The organism is Alphaproteobacteria bacterium (assembly GCA_016722515.1).
Classification (GTDB): domain Bacteria; phylum Pseudomonadota; class Alphaproteobacteria; order Rickettsiales; family JADKJE01; genus JADKJE01.
In genome coordinates this window covers 15,720-27,737 of the sequence record JADKJE010000004.1, presented here as the reverse complement: position 1 = coordinate 27,737, position 12,018 = coordinate 15,720, and the positions used below count along the sequence as shown (strand labels likewise).

The 12,018-nt window shown below is 51.4% G+C and carries 8 protein-coding genes; 5 read left to right on the top strand and 3 right to left on the bottom strand.

From position 1 onward, the window contains the following. Positions 1-127: 127 nt before the first annotated feature. On the top strand, positions 128-1,369 hold the full coding sequence (gene ubiM, locus IPP74_10710; GenBank protein MBL0319740.1) for a 5-demethoxyubiquinol-8 5-hydroxylase UbiM: 1,242 nt from the start codon (positions 128-130) through the stop codon (positions 1,367-1,369). Here the strand turns inward: ubiM and pdxH are convergent. Genes pdxH through hemN form a run of 3 tightly spaced genes read right to left on the bottom strand, consistent with a single transcriptional unit; the run spans position 1,353 to position 3,797 of the window. Then, positions 1,353-1,961: a pyridoxamine 5'-phosphate oxidase gene (gene pdxH, locus IPP74_10705; protein ID MBL0319739.1), complete on the bottom strand. Its 609-nt coding sequence runs from the start codon at positions 1,959-1,961 to the stop codon at positions 1,353-1,355. The two genes, ubiM and pdxH, sit on opposite strands and share 17 nt — an antisense overlap. A 17-nt stretch (positions 1,962-1,978) precedes the next feature. Continuing rightward, positions 1,979-2,398, bottom strand: a complete 420-nt coding sequence (locus IPP74_10700; GenBank protein ID MBL0319738.1) for a hemerythrin domain-containing protein — start codon at positions 2,396-2,398, stop codon at positions 1,979-1,981. 16 nt (positions 2,399-2,414) lie between these two features. After that, entirely contained in the window at positions 2,415-3,797 is a 1,383-nt protein-coding gene (gene hemN / locus IPP74_10695; protein MBL0319737.1) for an oxygen-independent coproporphyrinogen III oxidase, read from the bottom strand. 132 nt (positions 3,798-3,929) lie between these two features. On the opposite strand from hemN, the gene IPP74_10690 reads away from it, so the two are divergent. From IPP74_10690 to narH, 4 genes are all read left to right on the top strand, one after another. Next, on the top strand, positions 3,930-5,243 hold the full coding sequence (locus IPP74_10690; protein MBL0319736.1) for a NarK/NasA family nitrate transporter: 1,314 nt from the start codon (positions 3,930-3,932) through the stop codon (positions 5,241-5,243). 28 nt (positions 5,244-5,271) lie between these two features. After that, positions 5,272-6,585 (top strand): NarK family nitrate/nitrite MFS transporter, encoded by a 1,314-nt coding sequence (locus IPP74_10685; protein ID MBL0319735.1) that lies wholly within the window; start codon positions 5,272-5,274, stop codon positions 6,583-6,585. Positions 6,586-6,680: 95 nt separating this feature from the next. Beyond that, positions 6,681-10,478, top strand: coding sequence for a nitrate reductase subunit alpha (locus tag IPP74_10680; GenBank protein MBL0319734.1), 3,798 nt, complete (start codon positions 6,681-6,683; stop codon positions 10,476-10,478). A 4-nt stretch (positions 10,479-10,482) separates the two neighbouring features. Continuing rightward, positions 10,483-12,012, top strand: coding sequence for a nitrate reductase subunit beta (gene narH / locus IPP74_10675; GenBank protein MBL0319733.1), 1,530 nt, complete (start codon positions 10,483-10,485; stop codon positions 12,010-12,012). Positions 12,013-12,018: the final 6 nt, after the last annotated feature.

Genomic DNA, 12,018 nt, shown 5'->3' with positions numbered 1-12,018 from the left:
GGGGGGGCCGCGGCCCGCGGCGGGCCAAACCTTAGGACGTTAATTTTTCAGCTTTCTGAAGTTGACCTGCATCAAGTGAATTTACCCTCTTGCGCCTATTTTCAGGGAGAACTATGGAGGGCTAAACATGCAGAATTCCTACGATGTGGCGATTGTCGGTGCTGGCCCAGCAGGGCTTTGCTTCGCACGCACCCTTTCTGGTTTGGGACTATCTACGCTGTTAATCGAAAAACAATCCCGCACAGCAATCGAAAATCCTGCGATTGATGGGCGTGACATTGCACTCACACATTTCTCTCGGAAAATGCTCGATGCATTAGGAATGTGGGAATACCTGCCACCTGAAGCCATTTCAATCATACGCGAAGCAAAAGTGTTTGACGGAACATCGCCCCGCTACATGGGGCTTTCTGCTTCTGAAACCGATCAGCTGGCATTTATCGTATCCAACCACCATATCCGCGCAGCCGCCTATGCAGCAGTGAAGAACGATACCAATATCACACTGATGGATAACGTTAGTCTGGAGCAGATGGAGCTGGAAGACTATGTAACCAAACTTCAGCTTTCAAACGGTCAGGCGATACATGCTAAACTCGCCGCCGCTGCGGATAGCCGCTTTTCTGAAACTCGCCGCAAAGCTGGTATCTCTGCTTCAATGCATGATTTTGGCAAAACGATGATTGTTTGCCAGATGGCGCATGACTTAAGCCACGAGGGCGTGGCGCATGAATGCTTCCACCATGGACATACGCTGGCGGTGTTGCCATTGAATGGCAAACGATCTTCGGTGATTATTACCCTTGCGCCTGCTGAAGCTGAAAGAATGATGAAGATATCTGCGCTGGAGTTGAATGCTTGGGTCGCTAAACAATTTCAGTATCGGCTAGGCAACATGCGGCTTGATAGCGAACGCTTTGCATACCCGCTGGTGGGTGTGTATGCGGATCGCTTTGTGGCGCAGCGTTTTGCGCTGGTGGGCGATGCGGCGGTGGGGATGCACCCAGTGACGGCGCATGGATTCAATTTTGGCCTCAAAAGCGCGCACGCACTGTGTGAGTCGATCAGAGCCGCTATGAACACTGGCAGCGACATTGCTTCAGCTGCCGTGCTGGCGCATTATGAGCGAGAGCACAAACAGGCGACTAAGCCTCTCTATCTGGCCACTAGCGGTATTGTGCGCCTTTACACCAACGACAGTATGCCTGCAAAAATTGCCAGAAGAGTACTGCTGCGTGCGGCAGACCGTATGTTGCCTATCAAATCTATGATGATGGCAAAACTCACGGAGAAAGAATCGAGAGATAGAGGCTTAAGCATTCCAACGCCAATTAGTGTTGCTCGCCATTTGCTTAAGGTTGCAGCATAGCCTCGTACCAATCGTCATCACGCAGGTAATAAATGTGACGCTCGTGAATGCGATATGCGCCGTTACCCCAAAATTCAAAATAATCAGGTACGATCCGAAAACCTTTCCAGTACGGTGGTCTCTCAACGTTTCCCGTTGCCCATTTAGCCGTGTAATAAGCAATGCGCTTCATGAGTTCGGATCGGTCTTTAAGCGGCCTCGACTGCTGCGATGCCCATGCCCCGATTCGTGATTTGAGAGGGCGCGTATTAAAATACGCATCTGCCTCCGTATCGCTCAGGTTGGTTACAAAGCCCTCCACGCGAATCTGAAGGCCGCATTCAGGCCAATAGAAACACATGGCTGCCTGCGGATTATCATCGATATCGCAGCCTTTGCGGCTCTGTGCATTGGTATAGAAGGTGAAGCCCGACTCACTGAAATCTTTCAAAAGCACCATGCGGCAGGAAGGTGCGCCGCAGCGTGTGGCAGTTGCAAGACAAACTGCCGAAACATCCTGCTTTTCTTTTAATTTCGCTTGCCCATACCACTCAGAAAACTTGAGTGTTGGACTGGATTCTGCCCGCTCTCCATAGGGCGGATCGAATGGCATTTGTATGTCGATGCGCTTCATGCTCGGCCTTCCGAAAAAGGGTATAATCCGCGCTCTTCATGATCAATTCGGCGCTCAAGGTCCGCAATCAGCGCCTGCGTCTGCTCGCAAAATTGCTTTGGTTTGCGGGCAAGAGTCTGCGTATCAGGCCAGTCATTTAGATAGTGCTTAAGGCTATCCGCAAAGCAACCCATGCTTTGTGCGTGATTTCTGGCAAGCATTCTGGTGGGTTCATGTTCGCTGAGTAATAGCTCCTGATAAACGCTGCGGTCTTCATGAAGCAGATGCGCCAAGGTTTTTCGGGTCAACTGCGCAAGGAGCGCATGTAGCATGCCAGCATTTTTTGACACGTGATCTGGTTGCAGCAGATGGCGAATCTCATACGCAATTCCCAGTATTTCTGCATGTTCATGACGAAAACGATCCAAGTTTTTCATGTGGGATTCTCCATCGTTAGGATACTCTCGAATACTGAGCAGAGTCAGGTAGTTGATACTGATCAAATACCGCCGCGACCGCGCGCGATGCCATGCGATACGGCGTGGCAATCTGCACTAGGTTTCCCTTTGTATGTGCAATATCGCTGTAGGCACATTCCTGCAGCAATGTCAGCTCGCGCGCGCAAATATTTGCGTCCTGACCGTGCTTAGCAGCAATTTGGCCTATGTCGGCCTCCATGTAGCACATTAGCGTATCGATAATTTCTTTGCGGAAGCTATCCTGTGCGCCCGCTTTCCAGCCTCGGCATGTGGCGAGCTGACCCGCTTCAATCCGTTTACTGTACTCGTGTGTGGCGCTGTAATTCTGGGTATACCCGCCCGGAAACTGACTAATGGCAGAGGTACCAAAGCCCAGCAAAATATCGGTGGTATCGGTGACGTATCCTTGAAAATTACGCCGCATGCGATGAGAGTTCGCTGCAACTGTGAGGCTGTCATCCGCGCGCGCAAAGTGGTCGATACCAATCGCTGTGTAGCCATTTGCGAGCAAAAACTCTGTCGCCATCCGATAAAGCGTGAGCTTCGTGCGATCATCGGGTAGCGCATGTTCATCAATTAAGCGCTGATGCTTTTTCATATGCGGCACATGGGCATAAGAGAAGAGCGCAATGCGTGATGGTGTAAGCGACAGCGTTTGCTTTAATGTATGCTCAAAACTGGTCACGGTTTGATAAGGCAGACCATAAATCAGGTCGGTGTTGATCTGATGAATTCCTGCTTCATGCAGTCGCTTCATTAATCCTGCGACCATCTCAAACGATTGGATGCGATTCACCGCCTTCTGCACCTTTGGATCAAAGTCCTGAATTCCCATACTGACGCGCGTAAAGCCGAGGCTGCCGTAAAACGCTATTTTTTCTTCGCTGGTCGTGCGCGGATCAAGCTCAATCGCAAGCTCGCCGGGCGGCGCAAACTCAAACGCTGATGCCAGTGCATACAAAATTGACATGAGCTGTGATTCGTTCAGCAGGCTTGGGCTTCCGCCGCCAAAGTGAATCTGCTTCAATATTCCTTTCCCAGCGGCGTGCTTTCCAATCAGTGCAATCTCATCCAGCAATACGCGCACGTATTTTTCTATCGGTTCATCACGGTAGGTCATCTTGGTGTGGCAACCGCAAAACCAGCATAGCTCCCTGCAAAACGGAATATGTACATAGGCAGAAACCGTTTGATCCTTGCGTATGGAGGCAAGCCACGACGCATGTAGATCCGCATTCACGCCAGCATGAAAATGCTGCGCCGATGGGTAGCTGGTATAGCGCGGCGCTTGCAACCCCAGCCAAGTTGGCGGTTTCTCAGGTGTTTCAAAGGACGGCGCGGCTAGAGTGCTTGACACAGATCAACCTCATTTTCATGACACAGCCCGATTAAAAATCATCCTCCATTAAAAATACTTGATACGGATCAAATAGGTTTTCTCGGGGTTGGGACAGTCTGGGATCATCACAAATAGGTCGTGAGGTCTCTTATGGTTAACTTAAAAACAATCCCTGCCAGCCAGCAAAATCGTGCGCTTTACAGCACGACGCTGGAGTTTACGCTGAACTTTGCCGTCTGGACGATCTTCGCCATTATTGGGGTACAGATTAAACAGGAGCTGAATCTAAACGATACGCAGTTTAGTCTGCTTATCGGCACACCAATCCTCACCGGATCGCTGGTGCGGCTGTTTTTAGGCATCTGGGCGGATCAGTTTGGCGGTCGGAGAGTGATGCTGCTGGTTTCGCTTTGTGCAGCGGCCTCCACATGGATGCTCACCTACGCAGAAACCTATGAGATGATGTTGATCACGGCACTTGGCATGGGGCTATCAGGCGGTACATTCGTGGTGGGTATTGCATATCTCTCGAAATGGTACAGCAAAGACAGGCAAGGCACCGCGCTTGGCATTTTCGGTATGGGAAATATCGGTGCTGCCGTCACCAAATTCGGTGCGCCATTTATCATGGTGGCTTATGGCTGGCATAGTGTGGCGCAGATCTGGGCAGTTGCGCTTGCGGTGACCACCATCCTCTGGTTTCTGATGACCAAAGATGAGCCTGAGCTAGTCGAGCGCCGCAGAACGGGCGCACCTGCAAAAACCACTAAAATGGCGCTTGCACCTCTCAAAAAACTGCAAGTATGGCGCTTTTCGCTCTATTATTTCTTCGTATTTGGCGCGTTTGTGGCGCTCGCTTTATGGATGCCGCGCTATTATGTCGGAGCGTATGGGCTAGACATTAAAGTCGCAGGGATGCTCGCTGCCAGCTTCTCTATCGCCGCTTCGGCTTTCCGCGCTATCGGCGGCTGGATGTCGGATAAATACGGTGCGCGCAAAGTCATGTACTGGACGTTCAGCGTCTGCATCATCTGTTGCTTCATCCTCAGCTATCCATCCACCGATTATGTCATTCACGGCATTAACGGCGAAAACATAGAGTTCAGCACGGGGCTTAGCGTTGTTCCCTTCACAGTGATCATATTCGTGTTGGGTCTATTCATGTCGTTTGGCAAGGCTGCCGTTTATAAGCATATCCCTGTCTATTACCCCGATAACGTCGGCTCTGTTGCGGGAATTGTTGGGCTGATAGGCGGCCTTGGTGGTTTCTTCCTACCCTTAGCATTCGGCATTCTCAATGACCTCACCAACATCTGGACGAGCTGCTTCATGCTGCTCTTCGTGCTGGTGTCGGCAGCACTTATCTGGATGCATTTTGCCATCATGTTGATGGAAAAACAGAAACACCCCGAACTGCGTGGGCCGAAATTCCTGCCTGAGCTGGATGTAGCACCCAAGCATTAGCAATCCTCAAACCCAAGAAGGCCTTTTTATGTCAACACATCTGGAACAATGGAACCCCGAAGAGAATAGTTTCTGGGAAAAGCACGGCAAGAAAATCGCACGCCGCAATCTATGGATTTCGATTCCCTGTCTGTTTCTAGGGTTCGCCACATGGATGATCTGGTCGGCGGTCGCCGTCAATCTCAATAGTGTTGGCTTCAATTTCACTAAAGAGCAGTTATTTACGCTCGCGGCAGTGCCAGGGCTTACGGGCGCGACGCTGCGGATCATTTATTCGTTTGTCGTACCTATTTTTGGTGGGCGCAACTGGACAGTCTTAAGCACCATCACACTCCTGATTCCGGCGATTGGTATTGGGCTTGCCGTGCAAGACCCGAATACGCCTTATGAAACCATGCTGCTTTTGGCGCTGGCCTGCGGTTTTGGTGGCGGCAACTTCTCTTCTTCGATGTCGAATATCAGCTTTTTCTTTCCGAAAAAGGCGCAAGGAACTGCGCTGGGGCTGAATGCTGGCCTCGGCAATCTGGGCGTTAGCGCGCTCCAATTTCTGGTTCCCGTGGTCATCGGTGCCAGTGTGTTTGGTGATCTGGGGGGCATTTCGCAAACCATGACTGCTGCAGATGGCGCAACCAAAACCGTATGGCTACAGAATGCAGGTTTTATCTGGGTCATTCCAATTATTCTGTGCACCCTCGCTGCTGCATTTGGCATGGATAATTTGAAATCTGCCAAAACGCCGCTCGCTGAGCAGCTTATCATTTTCAAACGCAAGCATATGTATCTCACCACATGGCTTTATGTCATGTCGTTCGGTTCGTTCATTGGATATGCGGCGGCGTTTCCGCTGCTCATCAAAACCCAGTTCACGGATGTCAATCCACTTGATTATGCGTTTATCGGGCCGCTCTTAGGTGCGCTCATCCGCCCTGTTGGCGGCTGGATGTCGGATAAGACCAGTGGCGCATCGGTCACATTCTGGAACCTCATCGTTATGATTGCGGCGGTGGTTGGCGTTATTCACTTTATCCAACCAGAGACCAAACAATTCGCAGGATTCTTTGCCTGCTTCATGGTGCTGTTCACCACCACTGGCATCGCCAACGGATCTGTTTTCCGCATGATTGGTGTGATTTTCCCACCCAAGGAAAAAGCACCTGTTCTGGGTTTCAGCGCGGCCATTGCTGCTTACGGCGCATTCGTACTGCCCAAATGCTTCGGCTGGTCGATTGAAGCAACCGGTGCCGCTGACACCGCCCTATGGGGTTTCATCGGCTACTACGTCACCTGCCTGTTTGTGACCTACATCTGGTATTTCCGCAAAGGAGCCGAGGTAAAATGCTAAATTTCATGAAAAAGCGAGAAGTTGATCCACATCAATCACGCGAGGCAGTTCGCCACCTAACATCCAGCAGCATAACATCCTAGGAAGAGCACAATATGAGCTATTTAATCGACAAGCTGACCTTTTTCAAACAAGTGAAAGAGCCATTCGCGGGCGGCCACGGTATCACCACCGATGAGTCACGCGAGTGGGAGCACACCTACCGTGATCGCTGGCAGCATGACAAAATTGTGCGCTCCACCCATGGCGTGAATTGCACTGGCTCGTGCAGCTGGAAGATTTATGTGAAAAACGGTCTTGTCACATGGGAAACGCAACAAACGGACTATCCGCGCACCCGCCCGGATATGCCGAACCATGAGCCGCGTGGTTGTTCGCGTGGCGCAAGCTATTCCTGGTATCTCTATAGCGCCAACCGCTTGAAATACCCGCTCATTCGCAGCCGCTTGCTGAAAGCCTACCGCGATGCGAAAAAAATCGCCAAAGACCCTGTGAATGCATGGGCAGCGGTAGTGGGTAACGAGCAAACCCGCAAATCCTATCAGAAAGTGCGCGGTCTGGGCGGCTTTGTTCGCACCGATTGGGATGAAGTGAATGAAATCATTGCTGCCGCCAACGTCTATACGGCAAAGCAGCACGGACCCGACCGTATCATCGGCTTCTCGCCGATTCCTGCCATGTCAATGGTGTCCTACGCCGCAGGATCGCGCTACCTGTCGCTGATTGGTGGCGTATGTATGAGCTTTTACGACTGGTATTGCGATCTGCCTCCTTCCAGCCCGCAAACATGGGGCGAGCAGACAGACGTGCCAGAATCCGCTGACTGGTATAACTCCAATTTCATTATTGCCTGGGGCAGCAATGTGCCGCAAACGCGCACGCCGGATGCCCACTTCTTCACCGAGGTGCGCTACAAAGGCGCAAAAACCGTGGCCGTTACGCCCGATTATTCCGAAGTCGCCAAACTCTGCGATTTGTGGATGCACCCCAAACAAGGTACCGACGCCGCACTCGCCATGGCGATGGGGCATGTGATTGCCGCCGAATGGCATGTGAAAGGCAAAAGCGATTATTTCGATGATTACTGCCGCATGTACACGGACATGCCGTTTCTTGTGCGCTTAATCAAAAATAAGGATGGCTATCTGGTGCCGGAGCGTATGCTGCGCGCCTCCGACTTTGAAGGCAATATGGGTACGGACAATAATCCGGACTGGAAGCCAGTGATTATGTGCGGCCATGAAGAGAAAGTGCGTATCCCGAATGGCACGATTGGTTCGCGCTGGGGACAGAAAGGCAAATGGAATCTGGAGCCGAAAGACGAGGTCACGGGTGAGGAACTCTGGCCATTGCTTTCGCTTATGGAGCACAGCAAGCGCGAAGTGGTCAGTGCGGCGTTCCCATATTTCGGCAATCTGGAGCATGAGCATTTTAATTCGACCGATCATGCCAGTATTTTAGAGCGCAATATTCCTGCGATTAAAATGAAACTCAAAGACGGTGAAGCCATCGTTACCACCTGCTACGATTTGTTCATTGCCAATTATGGCGTGGATCGTGGCCTTGGCGGCGGCAATGTTGCCAGCTCGTTTGACGATGATGTGCCTTATACCCCCGCTTGGCAGGAGCATATTACTGGCGTCAAGCGTGAGCATGTGATCAACGTGGCGCGTCAGTTTGCAGAGAATGCCCATAAAACCCACGGCAAATCGATGGTGATTATCGGTGCGGCGATGAACCACTGGTATCACATGGACATGAACTACCGCGCGATCATCAATATGCTGGTGATGTGTGGGTGTATCGGTAAATCGGGCGGTGGCTGGAGCCATTATGTAGGTCAGGAAAAACTCCGCCCACAAACTGGCTGGGCACCACTGGCATTTGCCACCGACTGGAATCGCCCACCGCGTCAGCAGAACTCCACCTCGTTCTTCTATGCCCATACCGACCAATGGCGCTATGAGAAGCTCAAAATGGAAGAGATTCTCTCGCCGCTGGAAGATAATACGGATTGGAAAAATGCTTCTTTCATTGACTGCAATGCCAAGTCCGAGCGTATGGGCTGGTTGCCTTCTGCGCCTCAAATGGAGCGTAACCCGCTAGAGCTGGGTAAAATTATCAAAGATTCGGGTGAGGCCGTGGGGGCTGCGGTTGCGGCTGGGCTGAAATCGGGCGAACTAAAACTCTCCTGCCATAATCCCGATGCACCGCAAAACTGGCCGCGCAATATGTTTGTCTGGCGCTCGAATATTCTAGGCTCTAGCGGTAAAGGCCATGAATATTTCCTCAAGCATTTGCTGGGTACGCAGCATGGCGTTCAGGGCAAGGATTTAGGCGAAGAAGGAAGAAGCCTAAGCAAGGAAGTGGTCTGGCACGATAAAGCCCCTGAAGGCAAACTCGACCTGCTGGTTACACTCGATTTCCGCATGTCCACGACGTGTATGTACTCGGATATCGTGCTGCCGACCGCGACCTGGTATGAAAAGCACGATCTGAATACTTCCGATATGCATCCCTTCATTCACCCGCTTTCTGCGGCAGTTGATCCGGCATGGGAATCACGCACAGACTGGGATATTTATAAAGGCATTGCCAAGAAATTCTCTGAAGTTTGCGTAGGGCATTTAGGTGTCGAGCAGGATGTGGTCTTAAACCCCATCAAGCACGATACACAAAATGAAATTGCCCAAGGTATTGATGTCAAAGACTGGATGCGTGGTGAGTGTGAGCCTATTCCAGGTAAAACCATGCCAAGTGTACATCTGGTAGAGAGGGACTATCCAAATACCTATAAGAAATTCACCTCGCTTGGGCCAATGCTTGCCAAACTAGGCAATGGCGGCAAAGGCGTCTCGTGGAATACCGAGCATGAGCTGAAGGCGCTAGCGGATTTGAACTACACTGTTACCGAAGAAGGCATCAGCAAAGGTCAACCGCGTATTGAAACTGCGATTGATGCGGCGGAAACCATCATGATGCTGGCACCGGAAACCAACGGTGAAGTGGCGGTGAAAGCGTGGAAAGCGCTCGGTGAGGCCACAGGGCGCGATCATACGCATCTGGCGGATACCCGCGAGGATGAGAAAATCCGCTATCGTGATATTCAGGCGCAACCGCGCAAGATTATCTCGTCACCGACATGGAGCGGGATTGAATCTGAGCATGTGAGTTACACGGCAGGCTACACCAACGTGCATGAGCTGATTCCGTGGCGCACACTGACAGGCCGTCAGCAGCTTTATCAGGATCATTCGTGGATGCGGGCATTCGGCGAGCAGCTTTGCACCTACAAACCGCCGGTAGATTTGAAAACCACGGACGAGGTGAGCAAGCGCTTCGGCAAAGGCCGTAAGGAGGTGGTGCTGAACTTCATCACGCCGCACCAGAAATGGGGTATTCACTCGACCTATACAGATAATCTGCTGATGCTAACGCTATCGCGTGGTGGACCAATCATCTGGGTTTCGGAGATCGATGCGAAAAAAATCGGTGTCATCGATAATGACTGGGTGGAAGCCTACAATGCCAACGGCGCGCTCACGGCGCGTGCGGTGGTCAGCCAGCGCGTACCGGAAGGCATGATGATGATGTACCACGCGCAGGAGAAAATTGTGAACGTACCGGGCAGTGAAATCACCGGCGCACGCGGTGGTATCCACAATTCCGTTACACGCACCGTACTAAAACCTACGCACATGATTGGTGGCTATGCACAGCTTTCGTATGACTTTAACTATTACGGAACGGTGGGCAGTAACCGCGACGAATTCGTCGTGCTGCGTAAGATGGATAAGGTGGAATGGATGAACGAAGACAGCTACGGCGACAAGCTCTTCCACGGCGAGATTCCACGCTTAGAGCAAACCGCGCTTGGCAAACAGGGAGCATAAGGCAATGAGAGTAAGAGCACAAATCGGTAAAGTCCTCAATCTGGACAAATGCATCGGTTGCCACACCTGTTCGGTCACCTGCAAAAACGTATGGACGTCGCGTCGTGGGGTTGAATATGCGTGGTTTAACAACGTTGAAACCAAGCCTGGTATTGGTTATCCGAAAGACTGGGAAAACCAGAAGCGTTGGAATGGCGGCTGGACGCGCAAGAAAAACGGCAAACTGCAACCCAAGCAAGGCGGTAAATGGCGGAGCTTGGCGAATATCTTCGCCAATCCGAATATGCCGTCTATCGATGATTACTACGAGCCATTCACCTTCGATTACGAGCATTTGCAAAAATCGCCGGAATCGAAAACCATGCCTTCTGCCCAGCCCGTGTCGGTCATTACGGGTAAGAAAATGGACAAGGTGGTCGGTGGGCCAAACTGGGAAGAAATCCTTGGCGGTGAGTTCGAGCATCGCGGGAAGGATTACAATTTCGAGAACGTGCAGAAGGAAATGTACGGCCAGTTTGAAAACACCTTCATGATGTATCTGCCGCGCTTGTGTGAGCATTGCCTGAACCCCACCTGCGTGGCTGCGTGCCCATCGGGCGCGATTTACAAGCGAGAGGAAGATGGCATTGTGCTGATCGATCAGGATAAATGCCGTGGCTGGCGCATGTGCGTCTCCGGTTGTCCGTACAAAAAAATCTACTTCAACTGGGAGTCTGGCAAGTCAGAGAAATGTACCTTCTGTTATCCGCGTATTGAAGCGGGTGAGCCAACCGTATGCTCGGAAACCTGCGTCGGCCGTATCCGTTATCTGGGCGTACTACTCTATGATGCGGATAAGATTGAGGCAGCTGCAAGCACCGAAGATGAGAAGGATTTGTATCAGGCGCAGCTAAATATGTTTCTTGATCCAAATGATCCCGAAGTGATTGCCGCAGCGAAAGCGGAAGGGATTCCTGATAGTTGGATGGATGCTGCTAGACGTTCCCCCGTCTATAAAATGGTAATGGAATGGAAGATTGCATTCCCATTGCATCCGGAATACCGCACCCTACCAATGGTATGGTATATCCCGCCACTTTCGCCGATTCAGAACGCTGCAGAAAGTGGTGATATGGGGATGAATGGGGTGATTCCCGATGTAAAAAGCCTTCGCATTCCGGTGATGTATCTGGCAAATCTGCTCACGGCTGGTAAAGTTGAGCCGGTAGTGGTTGCGCTCGAGAGGATGCTTGCGATGCGTAGCTTCATGCGCTCCCGCCATGTGGACGGGGTCGTGAACACCGAAGTGCTGAAACAAACCAATACAAGCGAGGCAATGGTCGAGGAAATGTATCGCTATATGGCGATTGCAAACTACGAAGATCGTTATGTCATACCCACTTCGCACAAAGAATATGCGATGTCGGCCTTTGATGTCCGTTCTGGTTGTGGCTTCTCGTTCGGCGATGGCTGTAACAGCGGCGGCAACGATTACAACATGTTCAGTAAACCAAAACGTAAAAACCTGTTCGGAGGCACCCATGCCAGCAGCTAAATTTCA

Coding starts and splice junctions, on each gene's coding strand:
- ubiM (MBL0319740.1), top strand. CDS start 128: ATGCAGAATTCCTACGATGTGGCGATTGTCGGTGCTGGCCCAGCAGGG.
- pdxH (MBL0319739.1), bottom strand. CDS start 1,961: ATGCCATTCGATCCGCCCTATGGAGAGCGGGCAGAATCCAGTCCAACA.
- IPP74_10700 (MBL0319738.1), bottom strand. CDS start 2,398: ATGAAAAACTTGGATCGTTTTCGTCATGAACATGCAGAAATACTGGGA.
- IPP74_10690 (MBL0319736.1), top strand. CDS start 3,930: ATGGTTAACTTAAAAACAATCCCTGCCAGCCAGCAAAATCGTGCGCTT.
- IPP74_10685 (MBL0319735.1), top strand. CDS start 5,272: ATGTCAACACATCTGGAACAATGGAACCCCGAAGAGAATAGTTTCTGG.
- IPP74_10680 (MBL0319734.1), top strand. CDS start 6,681: ATGAGCTATTTAATCGACAAGCTGACCTTTTTCAAACAAGTGAAAGAG.
- narH (MBL0319733.1), top strand. CDS start 10,483: ATGAGAGTAAGAGCACAAATCGGTAAAGTCCTCAATCTGGACAAATGC.